We start from the raw sequence: 20725 nt of genomic DNA on the forward strand, positions 1-20725 counted from the left end.
GGCCTCCACGCTACCTAAGTCGCGCGCATGCTGACTCCCGACCTTGCGCGCGACCGCGCCCACGATATCGTTTCCCGCGCCCGCGCCGCCGGGGCCGACGCCGCCGACGCGGTGCTCGGCGCATCGGCCAGCGTCGACGTATCGGTGCGGCTCGGCAGCCTCGAGGATGTCGGGCGGTCGGAGGAAGAGGAACTGGGCCTGCGCGTGTTCGTCGGGCGGCGATCGGCGTCGGTGTCGACCAGTGACCTGTCGAGCGAGGCGATGGACGTGCTGGTCGAACGCGCCGTCGCGATGGCGCGCGAGGCGCCCGAAGACCAATGGGCCGGCCTCGCGCCCGAGGACCGCTTGCTCAAGGGGCCAATCCCCGATCTCGACCTGCACGACGGCGACGAGCCTTCGCCCGCCGCGTTGAAGGAAGCCGCACTCGCGGCCGAGGACGCCGCCCGCGCGGTCCCCGGTGTGACCAACTCCGAAGGCGGCGGCGCGTCGGCTAACCGCATGGCCTGGGCGCTCGCCACCAGCCACGGCTTTGCCGGCGCCTATGCCACCACCAGCCACGGCATCCAGGCGAGCGTGCTCGCCGGCGAAGGCGGCGCGATGGTGCGCGATTACGCCTTCCATTCCGCCCGCCACCGCGCGCAGCTCGACGCGCCAAGGGCGATCGGTCGCAAGGCCGGCGAGCGCGCGGTCGCCCGCGTCAACCCGGTCCAACCCGCGAGCGGCCCGATGCCGATCGTCATGGACCCGCGCGTCGGATCGTCGCTGGTCGGGCATCTGATCGGCGCGATCGCCGGTGCCGCAATCGCGCGCGGGACGAGTTTCCTGCTCGGCAAATTGGGCGAGCAAGTCTTCGCCAGCGGCGTCACGATCACCGACGACCCGCATCGCCCGCATGGCCTGCGCTCGCGCCCGTTCGACGGCGAAGGGCTGCCCGTGTCGCCCACCGATATTATCCGCGACGGGATCTTGCAGACCTGGCTGCTCGAATCGGCCTCCGCCCGGCAACTGGGGCTGGAACCGACCGGCCACGCGGTGCGCGGCGGATCGGGCGCGCCGGGGGTCGGCGGCAGCAACACCTACATCGCGCCCGGGCTGGTCAGCCGCGACGATCTGTTCGCCGGCATACCGCGCGGCATCTACGTCACCGAGCTGATCGGGATGGGCGTCAACGGCGTGACCGGCGATTACAGCCGCGGCGCGGCGGGGTTCCTGATCGAGAATGGCGTTATCACCACGCCGGTCGACGAATTCACCATCGCCGGCAACCTCAAGGACATGTTCCTAAACCTGACCGCCGCCAACGACCTCGAGTTCCGCTACGCAACCAACGTGCCGACGCTGCGTATCGACGGGATGACGGTCGCGGGTGCCTGAAGCCGACAGTTTTTTGGCGGACGACATAGCCGCGATCGCCGCGGAGGCGAGCGCCTATGCGCTCGGGCTGTGGCGCACCGATTTCAAGCGTTGGGAAAAGGCGCCGGGCAACCCGGTGTGCGAGGTCGACCTGGCGGTCAACAATTTGCTGCGCGAGCGGCTGACCGCATTGCTCCCCGACGCCGGCTGGCTGTCGGAGGAAACGGCCGACGACCCCGCGCGGCTGGGCAAGCGCCGTGTCTGGGTGGTCGATCCGATCGACGGCACACGCGATTACATTCGCGGTCGCGACGGCTGGGCGGTGTCGGTCGCGCTGGTCGACGGCGAGCAGCCGGTGATCGGCGTGCTCGACGCGGGCGCGCGCGGGGAAGTGTGGCGTGCGGAAGCCGGGAAGGGCGCGACGCTCAACGGCGTGGCGTTGGCGCATAGCGGCCGCACCGCCTTCCCCGGCGCACGCACCCCGACCGACACCTTGCCCAAGGTCGATCACGACCTGGTCGCGGTGGCCAAGCCCAACTCGATCGCGCTGCGCATCGCGATGGTGGCGGCGGGCGAGGCCGACCTGCTCGCCACGATCCGCTGGGGCAACGAATGGGACATCGCCGCCGCCGTCCTGATCGCGCGCGAAGCCGGCTGCGCGGTGAGCGACGCGCTGGGGCGGAAATTGCGGTTCAACACGCCAAGGGCGGAGGCGTTCGGCGTGCTAGTGACCGCGCCCGCGATCCAGCTGGCGGCGCTCGCGCGGCTGCATGACCGCGCAGTTGAGGCTTTGGGGAAGCCACGTTAGCCTCGCCGCGTCGCTTGGGGGGTAAAAGATGAACTTACTGACGCTGTCCAATCCGGTGTTCGCCGCTTACGCCGCTGCTGCTGCAACGATGGTCCTGAAAGGCGTCGCCATGTCATGGCTGACTGTTGCGCGGATGACCGGCGAAAAGGGCGGATTTCGCAGTCCGGAAGACCTTCGACGGACTCGGCTGAACCGCGATCCCAACCCCTCGCAGCTTGCGCCAAACGAACGCGTCGAACGCATCCGGCGCATCCAGATGAACGATCTGGAGAACCTGCCCTTCTTTCTAATCGCGGGTTTGCTCTATGTGCTGATCGCTCCACCGCCGACGCTCGCCATCATTCTGTTCGCCGCATACGTCGTCACGCGCTTGCTGCACTTCGTGGCCTATCTGTCGGCGCAGACGCATGACCTTCGAGCCGCGCTGTGGACGCCGGGTTCGCTGATCATCATATTCATGGCGGGCGATATATTGTGGCGTGCCGCGACCGGCAGCTGAATTGGCTCAAACCCCCGCCGTATCCCCCTGATACTTGATCTCGAGAAACCGCCCCTGTGTCTGCAAGCTGTCGAGGTCGCCCTGTGCCAGTTGCCCCGCCATTTCGTCGATCTGGCCGCCGATCACCTTCAGCCCATCGACCAGTTGCTGGTCGGGCGTCTTGCCGTTGCGCGGCACGTTGCGCAGCGCCTGCGGCACGCGCTCGTAGCCCTTGATGAACTCGGGGAGTTGCTCGCCCACCAGCTTGCGGATTTCCGCCGCCGCGGGGGCGTCGTCGTCGAGCGTCGCGAGCTGCGGGGTCAGCGCGTCGAGCTTCAGCCCGATCTGATCGACCACGCTGATCGCCGGCGCGGGGAGCGCGGGGCGCTGCGCGTCGAGCCAGCGGCCGGTCTGCGCGGGCAGCGCTTTGAGGTCGGTCTGGCGCAACCGTTCGAACGTGGGCGGGGCGCTCGCGGGGGTCGCGAGCAGCACCGCGGTCGCGATCAGCATCGCGACGACCATCAGGAAGAAGCCGATGATTCCGATCGGCCCGACCACCAGCCCCAGCGTCACCGCGACACCGATGATCGCGAGATCGGCGACCGCGGCGCGCGTCACGCGCTTGGCCATGTCGTTCTCGCGCGCGCGCCGGCCCGGCCCCGCCTGATATTGCATCGAGGTACGCTCCAGCGTTTCGCGCGCTTTCGCGATAACCTCGTCAGTCGATGACATACGCCTACACCGCTTCCAGCTTGAACGTATCCGCCGACGGCCCTTCGAGCGCGGCCTGCGCCTGGCCCTCGGCGCGGGCGATATAGCCCTTCGACTTCTCGACTTCCGACGACAGCGTCGTGACGGTCGTCTTCATGCTGTCGAGCGCCTTCATCTTGAACACGTCGATCGCGTCCATCGTGTCGTAGATGTTCTGGAACGCGCGCTGGAGTACCTCGACGGGGATGGTCGAGGCGGCCGCCTGTTCGTGGATCGCCGCGGTCTGCGACTTCAAGAGCTTGCCGGTCGAATCGATGATGTTCGCGGTGGTCGTGTTGAGCTGAGTCACTTGCTCCAATACCAGCTTCTGGTTGGTCAGCGCCTGCGCCACCGTGACGGCAGTGCGCAACGCCGCGACCGTCGTCGTGCTCGCGCGATCCACCCCCTTCACCAGCTCGACATTGTTCTTCTTGACCAGATCGAGCGCCAGATAGCCCTGCACCGTCACCGCCATCTGCGTCAGCAAATCCTGCGTGCGCTGGCGGGCGTAGAACAATGCGGTCTCGCGGATCGCCTTGGCCTTGGCCGGGTCGGTCGCGTCGAGGTCGTTGGCCTTGTCCTCCAGCTTCTGGTCCATGACCTTCGACAGGTGGATCATCTGTTCGAGCCGGCCCATCGATGTCCACAGATTGCCGCGCTCGGTGTCGATCGCGGCATTGTCCATCAACAGCTCGTCCTTGCCCGAGGACAGGTTCTTCAGGATCGCGGAGATGTGGTTCTGCGACGATTTGTACTGGTCGAAATAACCGGTCAGCTTGGTCCCGAACAATTTGTCGAGGAACCCGCGCCCGCCGCCGAAGAACTTGCCGTTGTTCGCCGGGTCGAGCTTCTCGATCGTCAGGCGTAGCTGGACCAGATCGGCGCCGACCCCGCCCTCCTTGTCCATCGCGCGCACCGGACGGTCGAGGAAGCGGTTCGACTGCGACGCGGCCTCGCGGATTTCCTTCTGCCCCATGCTGGTGATCGCATCGACGCGTTTGCCGAACTCGGGCGAATCGACGTCCTGCGCGACCAGATCCTCGACGAACGCCTCGACCCGCGATTCGAGCTCGGTCTTCTTGGCGTCGTCGACCGGTACCAGCCCGGCGGCCTTGGTCGGCGTCACCACCGGCACGGGATCGGGCGCGGTCAGCACCAGATCGGGCTCGGCAGTGGTCGTCTCGGTCGGGCCAACAGTCGGGGTCGTCGCCATCAATTCCTCCTGAACGGATGCGCCCAGAGTAATCACTGCGGAGCGCATCGCCAAGTGTATTATTCAACTAATTCACCCTCAAGCCCCGGCCGCCCCTTTCCGCATTGCAACAATTGCGCTATGCGCGCCCTCGAACCCGCCTTCGGGCGCCCCAATCAGGACCGATCATGAACCTCCGCAACGTGGCGATCATCGCCCACGTCGATCACGGCAAGACCACGCTCGTCGACCAGCTCTTCCGTCAATCGGGCACGTTCCGCGACAACCAGCGCGTCGAAGAGCGCGCGATGGATTCGAACGATCTGGAAAAGGAACGCGGGATCACGATCCTGGCGAAACCGACCTCGGTCGAGTGGGAAGGCACGCGGATCAATATCGTCGACACGCCCGGCCACGCCGATTTCGGCGGCGAGGTCGAACGGATCCTGTCGATGGTCGACGGCGTGATCCTGCTGGTCGACGCTTCCGAAGGCGCGATGCCGCAGACCAAGTTCGTGACGGGCAAGGCGCTCAAGCTCGGCCTGCGCCCCATCGTCGTGGTCAACAAGATCGACCGGCCCGACGAGCGCATCCAGGAAGTGCTCGACGAAGTGTTCGACCTGTTCGTGTCGCTCGACGCGACCGACGAGCAGCTCGATTTCCCGGTGCTCTACGCTTCGGGACGCAACGGCTACGCCAATGAGAATCCGGACCTGCGCGAAGGCACGCTGCGCCCACTGTTCGAGAAGATCGTCGATCACGTGCCGCCGCCGAACCTCGACGAGGATGCTCCGTTCAGTTTCCTCGTGACGCTGCTCGACCGCGACAATTTCCTCGGCAGAGTGCTCACGGGGCGCGTCCAGTCGGGGGTTGTGAAGGTCAACCAGCCGATCCATGCGCTGAACGACGACGGCAAGATCATCGAGACCGGTCGCGCCTCCAAATTGATGAGCTTCCGCGGACTCGAGCGCGTGCCCGTCGAGGAAGCGCGCGCGGGTGACATCATCAGCCTCGCCGGCCTGACGGTCGCGACCGTCGCCGACACGATCGCCGACCCCAGCGTCACCGAAGCGATCCACGCGCAGAAGATCGATCCTCCCACGCTGTCGATGCGCTTCGCCGTCAACGACAGCCCGATGGCGGGGCGCGAGGGCAGCAAGGTCACGTCGCGCATGATCCGCGACCGGCTCGAGCGCGAGGCCGAATCGAACGTCGCGATCAAGGTCACCGAAAGCGCCGACAAGGACAGCTTCGAAGTGGCGGGCCGCGGCGAGCTCCAGCTCGGCGTGCTGATCGAGACGATGCGCCGCGAGGGCTTCGAACTCGGCATCAGCCGCCCGCGCGTGCTGTTTCGCGAGGACGAGAATGGCGGCAAGACCGAGCCCTACGAGACCGTCGTGATCGACGTCGATGACGAATATTCGGGCACGGTCGTCGACAAGATGAACCAGCGCAAGGGCGAGATGACCGACATGCGCCCCTCGGGCGGCGGCAAGACGCGCATCACCTTCTCCGCGCCCAGCCGCGGCCTGATCGGCTATCACGGCGAATTCCTGTCGGACACGCGCGGCACCGGGATCATGAACCGGCTGTTCGAGAAGTACGGGCCGCACAAAGGCAATATCGAGGGCCGCAAGAACGGCGTGCTGATCTCCAACGGCTCGGGCGAGGCGCAGAGCTACGCGCTCGGCCCGCTCGAGGATCGCGGCATCCTGTTCGTCGGGCACGGCGAGGCGCTCTACGAGGGCATGATCATCGGGGAGAACGCGAAGACGGAAGACCTCGAGGTCAACCCGATGAAGGCGAAGCAGCTGACCAACTTCCGCGCGAGCGGGGGCAAGGACGACGCCGTCCGCCTGTCGCCGCCCAAGAAGATGACGCTGGAACAGGCGATCGCGTACATCGACGACGACGAGATGGTCGAAGTGACGCCGAGCAAGATTCGGCTGCGCAAGCGCTTCCTCGACCCGCATGAGCGGAAAAGGGCGAGCCGGGCGAAGGTCGCCGCCTAACTAGCAATCACCTCGCGGATCCGGTTCGCCAGCACGTCGATCGCGAACGGCTTGGTCAGCACGTGCATGCCGGGGTCGAGCTGGCCGTTGCCGATCACCGCATTCTCGGCATAGCCGGTGATGAACAGGACTTTCAGGTCCGGCCGGTCGACGCGTGCAGCGTCGGCGAGCTGGCGGCCGTTCATGCCCTTGGGCAACCCGACGTCGGTCACCAGCAACTGAATCCCGGGGTGCGCGCGTAGCATCGCGAGCCCCGACACGCCGTCGCCCGCCTCCATCGCATCATATCCCAGCTCGGCCAGCGTATCGACGATCAGCGCGCGGACCGCGGGCTCGTCGTCGACCACCAGCACGGTCTCGCCGACCAGCGACGGCGGCAACGGGGCGGCGCCGACCGTATCCTGCTCGGGCTGCGCTTGCGAATGAACCCGCGGGAAATAGAGACACATCGTCGTGCCCTCGCCCATTTCCGAATATATGCGGACCTGCCCGCCCGACTGGCGCACGAAGCCGTAGATCATCGACAGGCCCAGCCCCGTCCCCTCGCCTATAGGTTTTGTCGTGTAGAACGGGTCGAACGCGCGCTCGATCGTTTCTGGCGACATGCCAGTACCGGTGTCGGTCACGCACAGCGAGACATATTGGCCGGGCGGCAAGTCGCGCTCGCGCGCCGCCGCTGCGTCGAGCCATTTGTTCGCGGTCTCGATCGTGATCCGCCCGCCGTCAGGCATCGCATCGCGCGCGTTGATGCACAGGTTGAGCAACGCGTTCTCGAGCTGGTTGGCATCCACCAGCGTTGTCCACAGCCCGCCCGCGCCGACCACCTCGATCTCGACCGCCGGCCCGACCGAGCGGCGCAGGAATTCATCCATGCTCGCCACCAGCCGGTTGATATCGGTCGGCTTGGGATCGAGCGTCTGGCGGCGCGAGAACGCCAGCAGGCGATGCGTGAGCGAGGCTGCGCGCTTGGCCGCCGTGCGCGCCATTTCGACATATTTGCCGATCTCGCCCGATCGCCCCTGCTTGATCCGCATCTCGATCAGTTCGAGTCCGCCGGAAATACCCGTCAGCAAATTGTTGAAATCGTGCGCGAGGCCACCGGTCAGCTGACCCACCGCCTCCATCTTCTGTGCCTGGCGCAACTGCTCCTGCGCCGCCTCGCTCTCGCGCGTGCGCTCCTCGACCTGGCGTTCGAGCGATTCCGCCAGCTCAGCGAGCGCCGCCTCGGCGTTGCGCCGCTCGATCGCGGCCTGCGTGCGGTCGGCGACGTCGCGCATGAACGCAATGTCCTCTGGACTCCATTCGCGCACGCTTTTGTTGTTGACGTAGAGCAACGCGACGAACGCGCCGTGATCGACCACCGGCATGTTGATGAATGCGCGCGCGTGGATCGCTTCCAGCTCCGCCGTGCCGCCGCTCGTCCGCGGGTCGAGGCGCGCATCGGCGATCGTCACCACCTCGCCGCGCTTCAGATTGTCGATATACGATCCATAGTCGCGGAACTGGAGCGTGCCCGCGAGCGATACGGTGCCCGGGCTGTTCCAGTCGCGCTCGATGGTAATCGTCTCGTTCGCGCGGTCGATCAGGCCGTAGCCGGCACGGCTGACGCCCAGCGTCGTCCCGATGATCTCCGCCGCGAGATACGACATCTCGGCCGGGTCGGTCATTTCGCGCAGGCCGTCACCCAGCGCGATCAGCGCGGCCTGGTGACTCAGGACGCGGCGCCGGGCAGTGACGTCCTGCGACACGCCGACCATCTGGCGGACGCGCCCGTGGCTGTCGTGCTCCAGCCGCCCGTTGACCTGGATCCAGTGGAGCGACCCGTCGGGCCAGACGATGCGGTATTCGACCTCGTAATGCTCGCCGGTCGACAGCGACCGGTCGACCGCGGCGCGCATGTGGGCGCGGTCGTCGGGATGGATCGCGTCGAGCAGGTCCGGGTAGCTGAACGGCTCGTCGGCGCCCCGGCCATATTGCGCCCTGCACTCGGGCGAGGTGTGCAGATCGTTGCTGCGCAGGTCCATCGTCCAGGCACCCAGCCCGCCCGCCGCGAGCGCGACGCGCAACCGTTCCTGACCGGCGTTGATGGCGACCAGCCGCGTCCGCGCCTCATATTGCCGCAACCGCGCGCGCCGCGCCGCGCGCGCCAGGCTGATCAGCGTGGTCGGGTGGAACGGCCGTTCGAGGAAGGTGACGTTGCCCAGCGTCTCGAGCAATCGCACCGCGCCCGGGTTACGCTCGAGCCCGCCGCCGCGCGCGGTCAGCACGATGAACGGGAAGTCGGACCATTCTTCCTGATCGGCAAGGAACCCCGCCAGGTCGCGCAGATCGGCGCCGCGCAACGTTTCCTCGGTGACGATCGCGAACCCTGCCCCGCCGCGAAGCGTCTGGACGAACGACGCAAGGTCGGGAACGGCCGCTGCCTCCAGCCCCGCCTCGCGCAACATCGCCTGCGCGACGTCCGCATCGCGGCCGCGCGGCGCCAGGATCAGCGCATTTTCGGCGGTCGTCCGGTTCAAGCGCGGCTACGCCTTGCTCGTATCCAGCAGCGTGGCACTGCCTTCGTGCAGCAGGCTCGGCACGCCGCGCAACACGCCCTGGAATCCCGCGAGCGGCTCGCCCAGCGTGATCCCCTGACTGCCGAGCATATACTCCCTGATCGTGTCTTCGTGCGTGCCCGTGCGTTTCTTGACGACCGAAACTGCGCGACGAACGCGCCCGAGCGCCTCGAAATAACGCAAGAGGATGACGGTATCGGCCAGATAGGTGACATCGACCGGCGCCTTCATGTCGCCGACCAGTCCGTGCTGCGCCACCGTCAGGAAGGTCGTCGCGCCCTGACGGTTCAGATATTGCAGCAATTCGTGCATGTGCAGAACGAGCGCCTGTTCCTCGGGCATCGCCGCCTGGTAACCGTTGAGGCTGTCGATCACGACGGTACGTGCGCCATGCTTTTCGACGCAGACGCGAACCCGCTCCGAGAACTCGCCCGGGGTCAACTCTGCCGCGTCGATCTGTTCGATCACCAGCTTCTTGGCATCGACCATCGCCTGCAGGTCGATCCCCAGCCCCTTCGACCGTTCGAACAACAGCCCGAGCTCTTCGTCGAATACGAACATCGCCGCGCTTTCACCGCGTGCTACCGCCGACTTCACGAAACTGAGCGCGAGCAGCGACTTGCCCGTGCCCGATGGTCCTAGAATCAGCGTGCTCGACCCGCGCTCTAGTCCGCCGCCTAGCAGCCGATTCAGCGACTCGTTGTCGCTCGCCACGGTCTTGCGCGCGAAACCCGCCCGGTACTCGGCCGACACCAAACGCGGGAACACGCGCACGCCCCCGGTGTCGATCACGAAGTCGTGGAAGCCACCGCGATAGCGCCGCCCGCGATATTTGAGCACGCGCATCCGCCGCCGTTCGGCGCCGTAACTGGGGGACAATTCCTCCAGCCGGATCACCGCATGCGCGACGCTGTGCACGGTCTTGTCCATCACGTCCGCGGTCAAATCGTCGAGCATCAGCACGGTCGCGTCGTGTTTCGCGAAATAGTGCTTGAGCGCGAGGATCTGGCGGCGATAGCGCAGCGAGCTTTGCGCGAGCAGGCGGATTTCGGACAGGCTGTCGAGCACCACCCGTGACGGCTTCACGCGCTCGAACGCTTCGAAGATGCGCTTGGTGGTTTCGCCGAGTTCGAGATCGGACGAATAAAGCAGGCTTTGCTGCTGGTCCTCGTCGAGGAGGCTCTCCGGCGGGATCAGTTCGAACACTTTGAAGTTATCGGGGAAGGTCCAGCCGTGCGACGCCGCGCCGTCGCGCAACTCCTGCTCGGTTTCCGACAGGGTAATGTACAGAACGGTCTCGCCCGCTGCCGCGCCCGCCATCAGGAATTGCGTGGCGATCGTGGTCTTGCCGGTGCCAGGGCTACCCTCGAGCAAGTATAGCCGGCCCTTCGCCAAGCCCCCCGCCAGTATTTCGTCCAGTCCGGCAACGCCGGTTTCGTAGTTATCCATCGTCACTCCGTCGCGCGATTGATTACGGCTAACAGGTACGCGACCGTTACAACCTAACTTGGCTCAATGCCGCAACGACGATTTTGATCCGATGGGATGGAAGCGGCGCGAAGGGCGCACGGCGTCGACGGGGCGACGGCGCCGCCGAAATTGGATGGGAAAGACGGCGCCGTCCTGGCGCTTAACGCTGGAGGCGCGGCGATCCTTCGGCAGCACCATTGCGGCGCCAGCGGCCCCCGCCCATCGCTCCGCCCAGACCCATCGCGCGGCGCTGTTGCCGCCATGCGCGCCACTGCTGCTGGCGCTCGGCGCGCTGTTCGGGCGTCAGGCCGGCGAGCATCGCCTGGCGCCGTGCGCGGCGCTCGGCCCGTTGGTCAGGGGTGAGCGCGCCGGGCCGTGGTGCCGCGGCGGGGAGCGGCGGCCCAATCTGCGGCTTGTTGCCGTCGGCGGCGGCCGCGGAGCGCGCCTCCAGCCGTGCTTCGTAGCGCGCCGCCATCTTCGGATGCTGCGCGAGGAAATCGGCCTTGATCTTCGCGACCGCGAGCTTGCGCTCGGCCGGCGGCAGCGCCTTGATCCGCCGCCATTCGGCGATCGCGGCCGCGCGCTGATCGGGCGGGAGTGCGCGCAGCTTCGCCGCCATCGCGCGCTGGATCAGCGGACGAGCGACCGGCAAGCCGGCGGCGATCCGCGCCGCGCGGCGCTCGCGCCATTGCTCCTCCGGGGCGGGGGCGATGGGCGTGGGATCGGCGAGCGGCAGCGCGGCGAGCGCGACCGGCTTGCCGGCTTCGGCCCGCGGCTCTTCGACGCGAACGACATGTTTGGGCTTGGGCGCGGGTGCCGCGGCGACGCGCGTGATCCCCGGAATGCGGATCGGCAAATGGTCGAGCAGCCCGGTCGCCGCCGCGGTCGCGCTGGCGATGACGAGCGCGCCGGCACCCAGCAACAGCCGCCCGTGCCGCCGCCACCCGCTGCGCGCCGAACGCCGCGGGAGTGCCGCACCGCTACGTGCCGCCGCGACTACGTCCCCCGCCAGGCCCGCGCGGATCGGCGGCACGGTGACTCGGTCGAGCGCTGCTTGCTCGCTGGCCGAAAACGCGGTCATGCCGTGTCCCCCGCCAGCGTGGTCAATCCGCGCGCCGCCAGCGCGACACGCATCGCGCCCCGCGCGCGCAGGAGCAAAGATTCGAACGCCTTCAGCTTCATCTCAAGCACCTCGGCCGCCGCGGCATTGGGCAGCTCCTCGTAATACGTCAGCACGATCGCGGCGCGGTGCCGCTCGGTCAGGTCGCCCAGCGCGGCGAGCGCCGCCGCGCGCAATTGTTCCTCCGCCATCGCCGCGTCTGCCCGCGGCCGCTCGTCAGCGCGCTCCGGCACCTCGGCATCGCTCGAAAAGCGCCGCCGCCTGAGGCGATCGAGGCACAGGTTGACCGCGACTCGCGTCAGCCACGCCGCGATCCCCGCCTGTCCCGGCCGCCAGCGGGCCGCCGATGCCCACAACCTGAGCAGCGCCTCCTGCGCGACATCCTCGGCCTCGGCCGCATCACCCAACATGCGGTAGGCCACGCGGTGCACCAGCCCAAGCTGCGCTTCGACTACGCGCGAAAACGCCAGCGCATCGCGCGCGGCAACGCGCACCATCACCGCATCGTCGCTGTCCGCCGCCGCGGTCTCCCGCGCGGGCGTCATCTGCCGCATCAACACGCCGCTATGTTACTCCTCGCCGATTAACGGGTGAAGCCGGGATACCCTTTGCGGTGTGCTGCGTTTCTATCCGGCGAAGGAGATGCAGCATGACCGGCGGCAACGCATTCGATCGCGGCGACGGCTATTCGGGGCAGGACTACGACCGGACCCGCGAGGCGGCGGAGGGCGCGAAGCTGCCGGCCGGCACCGTCGCGCAGCGCCCCGACGACGCCGCACCGCCCGACGAGGACTTGCCGCCCGATGCCGGCCGCCGCGCTTTCTTCGACCCCAGGACCGGCGAAGTTCGCGGCAGCGGCGCGGGCGCCGGCGGGGGCAATCCGGGCGAGGATTACGACAGCGACGCGGCGGCGGGCGACGGCTTCCCGCAGACCGGCAAGGGCAGCGATCAGCCGTAGCGGGCGATCGCGAACCCCTCGGCATCGGTCGGCGCGACGAAATGCGCGGTGAACTGGTCGAAGGTCGCGTCGTCGACCTGGTATGGATGCGTGCCGCTCGCGTTGCGCGCATGCATCCGCGCGCGGCACACGTCGTCGGGCGGATCGAGGAAGTGCAACGTCGCGGTCACCCCCGCCGCATCCGCGAGTTCCTTCATCCACGCGCGGCTCGCGACCGTGTTCGCGGGGAAATCGAGCACCACCGCCTGCCCGCCGCGCACCATCGCGACGATCAAGGGTGAGATCGCCGCGCGTAGCCGCTCGCTCGAGCGCAGATAATCGGCAAGGTCCGCGATCTCGCCCGGATAGAGCGTCGACAGCCAGTGATCCTCCGCGATCACCACCCCGCCCGCCTTCGCCGCCAGCCGCACCGACAGCGTCGACTTCCCCGCCGCGATCTTGCCGCACAGCAGGTGGAGCGCGCCGGTCATCCTTTCGCCATCTCCATCAGCACCGCCCATTCGTCGTCGCGCACCGGAGTCACCGACAGCCGCGACTGGCGCAGCACCTCGATCTTGGCGAGCCGCGGCTCGGCCTTCATTTCGGCCAGCGTGACATGGTGCTGCAATGACGCGACCGGCTTGACCTCAACGCTCGCCCAATCGCCCTTCTCGCCGTCGGGACGCCACGTCCGCGTGACTTCCATCACCCCCGCGCACGCTTTCTCGGTGTTCGAATGGTACAGGATCGCGCGGTCGCCGACCGCCATGTCCTTCAGGAAGTTGCGCGCGGTGTAATTGCGGATGCCGTCCCATTCGGTCACACCATCGCGGACGAGATGGCCCCAGCCGTAGACCTCCGGCTCCGACCGCAAGAACCAATACGCCATAGCTGCTTCCCTATCTAAACGTTAACTGAACGCCCGTCTCAGCGGCCATTCAGACCGAATCGCCTACAAGCTTGCAACAAGCTCGGACAGTTCTGCGTTGATAGGCAATGCGGAACCGGGCTCTTAGAAGGAGGTTCGAGATGACCAATTTTCTGACCAAGACCGTGCTCGCTGCCAGCCTGGGCGCGACCGCGCTGACCGCGGCAGCGCCGGCCGACGCGCAATATTACCGCGGCCGTTATCACCGCAACAACGACGGCGCGGCGATCGTCGCGGGCGTCGCCGGCCTCGCGATCGGCGCGGCGCTGGCGTCGAGCGCCAATCGCGACCGCTATTATCGCGACGATTATTATTACAACAATTACAACACTTACCCGCGGTACAATTATTATAACAACGACTACCGCTACAATTATCGCGCGTGCCGCATCGAGCGCCGCTACGACCCGTATTACGGCCGCAGCGTCCGCGTGCGGGTGTGTTACTGACGCGGGCGCACAGGGATTAGCGCAAGCTAATCCCTGAGACGCCGCGGCGGGCGGCGAGGCCGCGCAGCGGCTTCGTCCGACGGCGTGGCGCCACCCGAAAGAACGGCGCGGGAGGCGACTCCCGCGCCGTTGCTTTTTCCGTCAACCGGCGGCAAGGCCGCGCACCATGACCAAGCCCAGCGACACCCCGCCCGACCGCCTGTCGACCAACCCCGCCAGCCCGCATTTCGACCAGGAAAAGCTGCAACGCGGCATCGGTATCCGCTTCAAAGGCAGCGAGCGCCACGACGTCGAGGAATACAGCATCTCCGAAGGCTGGATCCGCGTCGCGCTAGGCAAGAAGGTCGATCGCCACGGCAACCCGCTGACGCTTAAGCTGAGCGGGCCGGTAGAGGCTTGGTTTGAAAGCGGGGGCGATCGGGGCGAAGACGCCGACGCCGAAGCGAACTAGGCCTCAATCGCCCCGATCCCCTTCGTTCCGCGGCTTCTTGTGCCCTGAATGCTGGCGCTCGTCGGCGGCAAGGCTCTTGCCGACGTCGACCTCGTCGCTGAACTGCCCGTCCTTGTCGCGGCGGACATAGCGTTTGTCGTCGGGGTGCGGCTCGATGATGTGGCGTTCGGTCATGGTATCGCGCTCCTGTTGGAAAGATGCGCCCCTAACGCATTGGATTCATGCTCTGTTCCCGGTTTCGTTTTCCTACAGAGGCTGAACCATGGTATGATCCGGGGGCCAGTCGCTTGTGGGGCCGCGCTCTTTGATCGTTTGCATATTCCCTCGATTGTCGCTTCGCGCGCGAGGCGCAGGCGCGACGTTCGCCGGTCCCCTGCCGTCCCGCTCCACCATCGGTGTAATCCTTGTAATCTTCCGCGCTTGCCGGCGGGCTGGTCGCGCCGCCGTCGCCGTCCATGGCCAGTGCGAACATTGGGAACATTCGCCCCACGGGGCCGGCCTGCCTTTCCCCGACATGGGCCGGCGTTGTGCGGCGTGCGGCTTTCCGCTAAGGGCGCCCATCGCGAATTTCCCACGATTTACCCAGAGGCTTGTTTGGCAAAAGAAGAACTTCTCGAAATGCGCGGCCAGGTGGTGGAGCTCCTCCCCAACGCCATGTTCCGCGTCCGGCTGGAAAACGACCATGAAATTCTCGGCCACACCGCCGGCAAGATGCGCAAGAACCGCATCCGCGTGCTGGTCGGCGACGAAGTGCTGGTCGAGCTCACGCCATATGATCTGACCAAGGGCCGCATCACCTATCGCTTCATGCCGGGCCGCGACGGGCCGGGGCCGCGATAACATGCCGCCAGGCGCGAAGGCGCCTGCGCCTACCCTCGTTCTCGCCTCCACCTCCCCGCGCCGCCGCGAGTTGCTCGCGCGGATTGGGGTGGTACCGAGCCGGATCGCCGCTCCAGAGATCGATGAGACCCCGTTGAAGGGCGAAGTGCCGCGCGCCTATGTCGCGCGACTCGCCGAGGCGAAAGCGCTCGCGGTCGCGCGAGCGCCGGAAGAGATCGTGCTCGCGGGCGACACCACCGTGGCAGTGGGGCGCCGCATCCTCGAAAAGCCTGCGGACGAGACGGACCTACGCCGCATGCTCGGGCTGCTGTCGGGGCGGCGGCATCACGTCTATTCTGGCGTCTGCGTGGTCGGGCCGGACGGCAAGCCGCGCACGCGCGTGGTCGACACGATCGTCGGGTTCAAGCCGCTCTCGCCCGTCGAAATCGACTGGTACGTCGCGAGCGGCGAAGGGATGGGCAAGGCCGGCGGCTATGCGATCCAAGGCCGCGCCGAGGGTTTCGTGCGCTACCTCGCGGGGAGCCATTCGAACGTCGTCGGGCTGCCGGTGTTCGAGACGCTGGGGATGCTGCGCAGCGCGGGCCTGCCGCTTGGCTGAGTGGCTGTACGAGGCCGGGATCGGCGAGGCGCGCGCCGCGTTGGTCGAGGGCGGGCGGATCGTCGCGGCGCGGATCGAACGGCCGGGTGGGTTGCGGGTTGGGACGGTGTTCGAGGCGCGGCTGGTCGAGCGCGTCGCGGTGGGCTTGTCGCGAGTCGAGGGCGATGCGGGCGCGGCGGTCATCGCGCAGGTACCGCCGGGCGTGACCGAGGGCGCGCGGCTGCGGGTCGAGGTAGTGCGCGAAGCACTGCCCGAGGCAGGACGAGTCAAGCTCGCCAAAGTGATCGCGACCGACGCCGCGCCGGCGGAAGGCCCCGATCTGCTTACGCGTTGCCGGGCGAGCGGCCACGCGGTGCGGATGCTCCATGCGCACGAGCCCGACGCGCTCGAAGCGGCGGACTGGTCCGAGGTACTCGACGAAGCGCTCACCGGCGAGATCGCCTTTGCCGGCGGGAGCCTGCGCCTGTCGCCGACCCCGGCGATGACGCTGTTCGACGTCGACGGCCCCGGCGCGACCGCGGCACTGGCGGTGACGGCAGCGACCGCGGCGGCGGAGGCGATCATGCGCCACGATATCGGCGGGTCGATCGGCATCGACTTCCCGACCGTGACGGGCAAGGCCGAGCGCCGCGCGGTCGCCGAAGCAATCGACGCCGCGCTGCCGCAACCGTTCGAGCGCACCGCGCTCAACGGTTTCGGGTTCCTGCAGATCGTTCGCCCCCGCCCGCGCGCCTCGCTCCCCGAATTGCTACGCGCCGATCCGGTCGCGACCGAGGCGCTGGCCCTGCTCCGCCGGATCGCACGCATTCCGCCGCCGGTCGCGGCGGTACACGATGTCCCCACGCCGGTTCGCCGCTGGCTCGACGACCGCCCGCACCTGATCGCCGAGTTGTCGCGTCGCACCGGCGTCCCCATTTCCTTGCGATGACCGACACCTGTCCGCTCTGCGGCAAGCCGACGATGCCCGAGCACAAGCCGTTCTGCAGCCGCGGCTGCAAGGATCGCGACCTGCTCAAATGGCTCGGCGAAGGCTATGCCATTCCTGGCGCGCCGGTCGATCCGGAAGCCCCAAGACCTACACTAGACACGCCCGAAACCCGCGACTAAGAGGCCCGCTCTCTCGCGGTACCCGCGCAGGCCCAGGTAGCTCAGTTGGTAGAGCATGCGACTGAAAATCGCAGTGTCGGCGGTTCGATCCCGTCCCTGGGCACCACCGCTGAGCGCGGGAAATTTAGCGCAGCTAAATGCACCACGCGCCAGCGCGGCCGGCGTCGGCACCGCTGACGACCGACGACGCGGCTTTGCCGCGGCGCGCTGGTTAATCCCTATTCCCCCGGCCGATACCGCCGCTCGACATGCCCCGCCAGCTCGTCCGGATAGAAATACACCGGCCGCAAATTGCCCGTCGCGTACCGCTCTGCCTGATCCGCAAAATGCTTCGAGCGCGGATTGCCGCTCTCCCCGCCTGCCGTAACCGCCAGCGCGCGAACGCGCGGACCGAACTCGACCACCGCGACGAAGCTGTTGCCGCTGGTGCCATAATAGCGTTTCGTCCCCGGCCACGGCTTGGCGCCAAACGACGCGAGGCTGCCCCATTGCGCGGAGGCGAAGCCGACCGGGATCGACTGCGCGGCATCGTCGAAATGCGGCACGATCGAATCGTCCAACCGTTGCCAGCGGTTGATTTGGCCCCACGGAATCCGCCAGCTGCCGAAATCGCGCTGCAGCCGGTCGACCGCCGCCGACAGCGCGTCGAGCTTGGCCGCCGGCGATACGCGCTTTTCGATATAGTCGGGCACGTTCATCCGCTCGGCCTGCGCGAAGCTGCCGACTTCGCGCCACAAGGTGTCGCCCCAGAATACGGCGAGGCTGGTCGGGCGCGAATCGAGGCCCCAGCGGAAATCCCATGCGTGCAGCAGCGCGACAGGCTCGGCGAGTTTGGCACGGCGCGGGTCGTCGCCGGGCAGCGCATCGTATGCCGCGAACAGTCCGGGCAGCAGCGCGCGAAACGCCGGCAGGTCGCTGTCGAACGCCGCCGCGCGCAGGCCGTCGAGCGTCCATCCCGCGTGGCCGGTCAACAAATTGTCGGCATGGACGCCGCGATAATTCCAGCCGGCTTGGTCCATGTATTTGGGGAAGTCCGCCGCCTTCGGGCTGTCCGGTCCCGCCGCGTCCCACGGCCAGTCGTTGGAGTTACGCACCCAGCCGACGCGCGGGTTGAGCACGCTCGGCAAGCTTGCGAGGCTATGCAGTCCCTTCCAGTCCGCCGCCGCGTTCGCCCCGTCGACCGGGCGCGTATAGTCGAAGCGATCGTCGCGCACCGGCATGAACTGCGGCATCAGGAACGCGATCTCGCCCTTGCTGTCGGCGAACAACGTGTCGTTCGACGAATTGGCCTTGCGCTCCGCGACCCGAAGATAGCTGGCGAGATCGGTCGCCTTGGTGCGCAGGAAACTTTGTTCGAGCGCCGGGACCGGCTTCCACATGAGGGCGGTTGCGAGCCACTTGCCGTTCCGCTCGGCGACGATCGGGCCATGTTTCGTACGATACGTGTCGAACGTCCGTTCGCCGAGCGACCCGTCGGCCCGACGGAACGCGATCGTCACCGGTGTGGCGATCGCACTGCCCACAGGTTCGGCAAATTCATCGACGTTATCGACCCCCGACGAGGTGTGCATCCACCCCGCCTTTGCGTTGAAACCCTGGTAGACGAAGAACTGCCCCCAGGTCGCGGCGCCATAGGCGTTGAGCCCCTCGCCGCTCGTCACTTGCTGTTCGGCGCGAAAGTAGAAACTGGTGTGCGGATTGATCAGCAGGAGTGCGTGGCCGTCCTTCGTCAGCTTGGGCGCGATCGCGATTCCGTTTGAGCCCGATGGCTCGCGCGGAATCTTGCCCAGCTCCATCGCGGTTCTGGGCGTCGGCTTGCCGTAGAACGTCTTTAGTTCGGAGAGCGAGATCCGCTCGATGTCGCCCCCGATGCTCCCTTCGGTGAAGCTCAGCGCCATCCACGGCTCGAACCGGGTCAGCACCCTGGGCTTGGTCCCGGGGTGCGTCGCCAAGTAGAAATTGAGCCCGTCGGCCCAAGCATTCATCAGTTTCTTGAGCCACGGCTGCGCGCCGGCATAGTCCTTCTTCAACTCGACCGGATCGACGAACAGCCGCTGGCGCAGATCGGCCCAGACCGCGTCCTCCCCCGCCCCCGGCGCTTCCGCCCTCCGCCCGAGCGCTGTGAGGTAATTGGCCTCGATCCGCGAAAAATCGTCCTCGGCCTGGGCGTAGATCATCCCGAACACCGCGTTCGCGTCGGTCTTCCCCGCGATATGCGCGATCCCCCAATCGTCGCGCGTGATCGTGACGTTGGCGGCTTCCGCTCGCCAGCGCATCATCTCGGGATCAGCGGCGCGCGCGCTGGGCGCAGTGGCGAGCAGCGCAAGGGCTAGGAGCGGCAGGCGGGCGAGGCTATTCATGCCCGCGAGCGTAACGCGCGAACGGGGAGATGACCATGCGGTGGCTAGCCTTGCTGATGGCGGCGTTGATCGGCCCCACGACCGCGCTCCCCGCCGCGGAGCCCGCGCCGGCGGGTGCGATCCTGATCAAGCCGGCGGGCGTATTCGACGGGCTGGACGGCAAGGTGCATCCCGGTTGGCAAGTGCTGGTCGAGGGCGACAAGATCGCCGCGGTCGGCCCTGCCCTCGCCGCCCCCGCCGGCGCGCAAGTCATCGACCTGCCCGGCGACACGCTGATGCCCGGGATGATCGAGGGGCACGGGCATCTGTTCCTGCATCCGTACAACGAGACGCCGTGGGACGATCAGGTGCTCCACGAGCCGCTCGCACTGCGCACGGCACGTGCCGTCGCCAGCGCGCGCGCGACGCTGATGGCCGGGTTCACCAGCGAGCGCGACTTGGGCACCGAGGGCGCGGGGTACGCCGACGTCGGCTTGCGCCAGGCGATCGAGCAGGGGATCGTGCCGGGGCCGCGGCTCAACGTCGCGACGCGCGCGATCGTCGCGCTCGGGGCTTATGGCCCCAAGGGTTTCGAGCCGGGGGTCGAGATACCGCAAGGCGCGGAGGAAGTGTCCGGCGTCGATTCGATCGTCGCCGCGGTGCGCCGCCAGATCGCGGCGGGGGCGGATTGGGTGAAGCTCTACGCCGATTACCGCTGGCGCCCGGGCGAGGAGAGCAAGCCGACGCTGAGCCTCGAGGAAATGAAGGCCGCGGTCGCCGCCGCGCATGACGCCGGGCGCCCGGTCGCGGTCCATGCCGCCACCGCCGAGGGCATGCGCCGCGCGGTTGCCGCCGGGGTCGACACGATCGAGCATGGCTATGGCGGCACGCCGGAGATTTTCGCGGCGATGGCGGCGAAGGGGATCGCGCTGTGTCCCACGCTCGCCGCTCCGGACGCGGTCGCACGCTATCGCGGGTGGAACGGCGCTGAGCCCGCGCCCGCCAGCGTGCTGCTTAACCGGTCGAGCTTCGCGCTGGCGATGAAGGCGGGCGTCCACATCTGCATGGGCGGCGATGTCGGGGTGTTCGCGCACGGCCAGAACGCGCGCGAAATGGAATTGATGGCCGCCGCCGGGATGCCGGCGCCGCAAGTGCTGATCGCCGCGACCTGGGGCAACGCGCGATGGCTCAGGATGGACGGCAAGCTGGGCGCGGTGAAGGTCGGGCTGCTCGCCGACCTGGTCGCGGTCGAAGGCGATCCGACCGCCGATATTGCCGCGGTGCGCCGCATCGCGCTCGTGATGAAGGGTGGCACGGTGATGCGCCGCTGAATAG

The 20725-nt window shown here is 67.6% G+C and carries 22 protein-coding genes and 1 tRNA gene; 13 read left to right on the top strand and 10 right to left on the bottom strand.

The window, feature by feature from the left end; translation table 11 throughout:
- Positions 1-27 precede the first annotated feature (27 nt).
- Genes E7773_RS04550 through E7773_RS04560 form a run of 3 tightly spaced genes read left to right on the top strand, consistent with a single transcriptional unit; the run spans position 28 to position 2660 of the window.
- Positions 28-1374: a TldD/PmbA family protein gene (locus E7773_RS04550; protein WP_293988767.1), complete on the top strand. Its 1347-nt coding sequence runs from the start codon at positions 28-30 to the stop codon at positions 1372-1374.
- A 13-nt stretch (positions 1375-1387) separates the two neighbouring features.
- On the top strand, positions 1388-2161 hold the full coding sequence (locus E7773_RS04555) for a 3'(2'),5'-bisphosphate nucleotidase CysQ (protein WP_293988769.1): 774 nt from the start codon (positions 1388-1390) through the stop codon (positions 2159-2161).
- Between the two features lie 28 nt (positions 2162-2189).
- A complete protein-coding gene (locus E7773_RS04560; RefSeq protein WP_293988771.1) occupies positions 2190-2660 on the top strand; it encodes an MAPEG family protein in 471 nt (156 codons plus the stop codon).
- A 6-nt stretch (positions 2661-2666) separates the two neighbouring features.
- Here E7773_RS04560 and E7773_RS04565 read toward each other — a convergent pair whose 3' ends face one another.
- Both E7773_RS04565 and E7773_RS04570 read right to left on the bottom strand, forming a co-directional pair.
- Positions 2667-3371, bottom strand: a complete 705-nt coding sequence (locus tag E7773_RS04565; RefSeq protein ID WP_293988773.1) for a hypothetical protein — start codon at positions 3369-3371, stop codon at positions 2667-2669.
- Positions 3372-3375: 4 nt separating this feature from the next.
- The gene (locus E7773_RS04570; RefSeq protein ID WP_293988774.1) at positions 3376-4602 is read right to left on the bottom strand and encodes a toxic anion resistance protein; all 1227 of its coding nucleotides are present in this window, start codon (positions 4600-4602) and stop codon (positions 3376-3378) included.
- 167 nt (positions 4603-4769) lie between these two features.
- Here E7773_RS04570 and typA point away from each other — a divergent pair, with 167 nt between their 5' ends.
- The gene (gene typA / locus E7773_RS04575) at positions 4770-6593 is read left to right on the top strand and encodes a translational GTPase TypA (RefSeq protein ID WP_293988775.1); all 1824 of its coding nucleotides are present in this window, start codon (positions 4770-4772) and stop codon (positions 6591-6593) included.
- On the opposite strand, the gene E7773_RS04580 is transcribed toward typA, so the two are convergent.
- The 4 genes from E7773_RS04580 to E7773_RS04595 all read right to left on the bottom strand — a co-directional run bounded on the left by E7773_RS04580 (position 6590) and on the right by E7773_RS04595 (position 12295).
- Positions 6590-9112, bottom strand: coding sequence for an ATP-binding protein (locus tag E7773_RS04580; RefSeq protein ID WP_293988776.1), 2523 nt, complete (start codon positions 9110-9112; stop codon positions 6590-6592). The two genes, typA and E7773_RS04580, sit on opposite strands and share 4 nt — an antisense overlap.
- A 6-nt stretch (positions 9113-9118) precedes the next feature.
- Positions 9119-10600, bottom strand: coding sequence for an ATPase domain-containing protein (locus E7773_RS04585; RefSeq protein WP_293988777.1), 1482 nt, complete (start codon positions 10598-10600; stop codon positions 9119-9121).
- A 181-nt stretch (positions 10601-10781) separates the two neighbouring features.
- Entirely contained in the window at positions 10782-11702 is a 921-nt protein-coding gene (locus E7773_RS04590; RefSeq protein WP_293988778.1) for a hypothetical protein, read from the bottom strand.
- Positions 11699-12295: a sigma-70 family RNA polymerase sigma factor gene (locus tag E7773_RS04595; RefSeq protein ID WP_293988780.1), complete on the bottom strand. Its 597-nt coding sequence runs from the start codon at positions 12293-12295 to the stop codon at positions 11699-11701. The genes E7773_RS04590 and E7773_RS04595 overlap by 4 nt, the downstream gene beginning before the upstream one ends.
- Before the next feature lie 95 nt (positions 12296-12390).
- Here E7773_RS04595 and E7773_RS04600 point away from each other — a divergent pair, with 95 nt between their 5' ends.
- The gene (locus E7773_RS04600; protein ID WP_293988782.1) at positions 12391-12699 is read left to right on the top strand and encodes a hypothetical protein; all 309 of its coding nucleotides are present in this window, start codon (positions 12391-12393) and stop codon (positions 12697-12699) included.
- Here the strand turns inward: E7773_RS04600 and E7773_RS04605 are convergent.
- Together E7773_RS04605 and E7773_RS04610 are read right to left on the bottom strand one after the other, a co-directional pair.
- Complete coding sequence (locus tag E7773_RS04605; RefSeq protein ID WP_293988784.1) at positions 12690-13169, bottom strand: ATP-binding protein; 480 nt, start codon at positions 13167-13169, stop codon at positions 12690-12692. The genes E7773_RS04600 and E7773_RS04605 overlap by 10 nt on opposite strands.
- Positions 13166-13567 (bottom strand): EVE domain-containing protein, encoded by a 402-nt coding sequence (locus E7773_RS04610; protein WP_293988786.1) that lies wholly within the window; start codon positions 13565-13567, stop codon positions 13166-13168. Before E7773_RS04610 ends, E7773_RS04605 begins: the two co-directional genes overlap by 4 nt.
- A 140-nt stretch (positions 13568-13707) precedes the next feature.
- On the opposite strand from E7773_RS04610, the gene E7773_RS04615 reads away from it, so the two are divergent.
- Positions 13708-14055, top strand: a complete 348-nt coding sequence (locus E7773_RS04615; protein ID WP_293988788.1) for a hypothetical protein — start codon at positions 13708-13710, stop codon at positions 14053-14055.
- A gap of 166 nt (positions 14056-14221) precedes the next feature.
- Positions 14222-14506 (top strand): DUF3297 family protein, encoded by a 285-nt coding sequence (locus E7773_RS04620; protein WP_293988790.1) that lies wholly within the window; start codon positions 14222-14224, stop codon positions 14504-14506.
- A 3-nt stretch (positions 14507-14509) separates the two neighbouring features.
- Here E7773_RS04620 and E7773_RS04625 read toward each other — a convergent pair whose 3' ends face one another.
- Entirely contained in the window at positions 14510-14680 is a 171-nt protein-coding gene (locus E7773_RS04625) for a hypothetical protein (protein ID WP_293988792.1), read from the bottom strand.
- A 420-nt stretch (positions 14681-15100) separates the two neighbouring features.
- Here E7773_RS04625 and infA point away from each other — a divergent pair, with 420 nt between their 5' ends.
- From infA to E7773_RS04650, 5 genes are all read left to right on the top strand, one after another.
- Positions 15101-15346, top strand: a complete 246-nt coding sequence (gene infA, locus E7773_RS04630) for a translation initiation factor IF-1 (RefSeq protein WP_293988794.1) — start codon at positions 15101-15103, stop codon at positions 15344-15346.
- 1 nt (position 15347) lies between these two features.
- Positions 15348-15944 (top strand): Maf family protein, encoded by a 597-nt coding sequence (locus E7773_RS04635; protein WP_293988796.1) that lies wholly within the window; start codon positions 15348-15350, stop codon positions 15942-15944.
- Entirely contained in the window at positions 15937-16872 is a 936-nt protein-coding gene (locus E7773_RS04640) for a ribonuclease E/G (RefSeq protein ID WP_293988798.1), read from the top strand. Before E7773_RS04635 ends, E7773_RS04640 begins: the two co-directional genes overlap by 8 nt.
- The gene (gene yacG / locus E7773_RS04645; protein ID WP_293988800.1) at positions 16869-17051 is read left to right on the top strand and encodes a DNA gyrase inhibitor YacG; all 183 of its coding nucleotides are present in this window, start codon (positions 16869-16871) and stop codon (positions 17049-17051) included. Before E7773_RS04640 ends, yacG begins: the two co-directional genes overlap by 4 nt.
- 30 nt (positions 17052-17081) lie before the next feature.
- Positions 17082-17157: transfer RNA gene (locus E7773_RS04650), tRNA-Phe, on the top strand.
- Positions 17158-17269: 112 nt separating this feature from the next.
- On the opposite strand, the gene E7773_RS04655 is transcribed toward E7773_RS04650, so the two are convergent.
- Positions 17270-19411: a penicillin acylase family protein gene (locus E7773_RS04655; protein WP_293988801.1), complete on the bottom strand. Its 2142-nt coding sequence runs from the start codon at positions 19409-19411 to the stop codon at positions 17270-17272.
- A gap of 35 nt (positions 19412-19446) precedes the next feature.
- Here E7773_RS04655 and E7773_RS04660 point away from each other — a divergent pair, with 35 nt between their 5' ends.
- Positions 19447-20721: an amidohydrolase family protein gene (locus tag E7773_RS04660; RefSeq protein WP_293988802.1), complete on the top strand. Its 1275-nt coding sequence runs from the start codon at positions 19447-19449 to the stop codon at positions 20719-20721.
- Positions 20722-20725 lie beyond the last annotated feature (4 nt).

The sequence above is a fragment of the Sphingomonas sp. genome, from assembly GCF_004799495.1.
Taxonomy (GTDB): Bacteria; Pseudomonadota; Alphaproteobacteria; order Sphingomonadales; family Sphingomonadaceae; genus Sphingomonas.

Excerpts from the sequence above, each read along its gene's own strand:
- E7773_RS04625 (WP_293988792.1), bottom strand. The coding sequence starts at position 14,680 with ATGACCGAACGCCACATCATCGAGCCGCACCCCGACGACAAACGCTAT.
- E7773_RS04550 (WP_293988767.1), top strand. The coding sequence starts at position 28 with ATGCTGACTCCCGACCTTGCGCGCGACCGCGCCCACGATATCGTTTCC.
- E7773_RS04615 (WP_293988788.1), top strand. The coding sequence starts at position 13,708 with ATGACCAATTTTCTGACCAAGACCGTGCTCGCTGCCAGCCTGGGCGCG.
- E7773_RS04605 (WP_293988784.1), bottom strand. The coding sequence starts at position 13,169 with ATGACCGGCGCGCTCCACCTGCTGTGCGGCAAGATCGCGGCGGGGAAG.
- E7773_RS04600 (WP_293988782.1), top strand. The coding sequence starts at position 12,391 with ATGACCGGCGGCAACGCATTCGATCGCGGCGACGGCTATTCGGGGCAG.
- E7773_RS04610 (WP_293988786.1), bottom strand. The coding sequence starts at position 13,567 with ATGGCGTATTGGTTCTTGCGGTCGGAGCCGGAGGTCTACGGCTGGGGC.
- E7773_RS04655 (WP_293988801.1), bottom strand. The coding sequence starts at position 19,411 with ATGAATAGCCTCGCCCGCCTGCCGCTCCTAGCCCTTGCGCTGCTCGCC.
- yacG (WP_293988800.1), top strand. The coding sequence starts at position 16,869 with ATGACCGACACCTGTCCGCTCTGCGGCAAGCCGACGATGCCCGAGCAC.
- E7773_RS04660 (WP_293988802.1), top strand. The coding sequence starts at position 19,447 with ATGCGGTGGCTAGCCTTGCTGATGGCGGCGTTGATCGGCCCCACGACC.
- E7773_RS04565 (WP_293988773.1), bottom strand. The coding sequence starts at position 3,371 with ATGTCATCGACTGACGAGGTTATCGCGAAAGCGCGCGAAACGCTGGAG.
- E7773_RS04560 (WP_293988771.1), top strand. The coding sequence starts at position 2,190 with ATGAACTTACTGACGCTGTCCAATCCGGTGTTCGCCGCTTACGCCGCT.
- E7773_RS04620 (WP_293988790.1), top strand. The coding sequence starts at position 14,222 with ATGACCAAGCCCAGCGACACCCCGCCCGACCGCCTGTCGACCAACCCC.
- E7773_RS04635 (WP_293988796.1), top strand. The coding sequence starts at position 15,348 with ATGCCGCCAGGCGCGAAGGCGCCTGCGCCTACCCTCGTTCTCGCCTCC.
- E7773_RS04595 (WP_293988780.1), bottom strand. The coding sequence starts at position 12,295 with ATGCGGCAGATGACGCCCGCGCGGGAGACCGCGGCGGCGGACAGCGAC.
- E7773_RS04585 (WP_293988777.1), bottom strand. The coding sequence starts at position 10,600 with ATGGATAACTACGAAACCGGCGTTGCCGGACTGGACGAAATACTGGCG.
- typA (WP_293988775.1), top strand. The coding sequence starts at position 4,770 with ATGAACCTCCGCAACGTGGCGATCATCGCCCACGTCGATCACGGCAAG.
- E7773_RS04570 (WP_293988774.1), bottom strand. The coding sequence starts at position 4,602 with ATGGCGACGACCCCGACTGTTGGCCCGACCGAGACGACCACTGCCGAG.
- E7773_RS04590 (WP_293988778.1), bottom strand. The coding sequence starts at position 11,702 with ATGACCGCGTTTTCGGCCAGCGAGCAAGCAGCGCTCGACCGAGTCACC.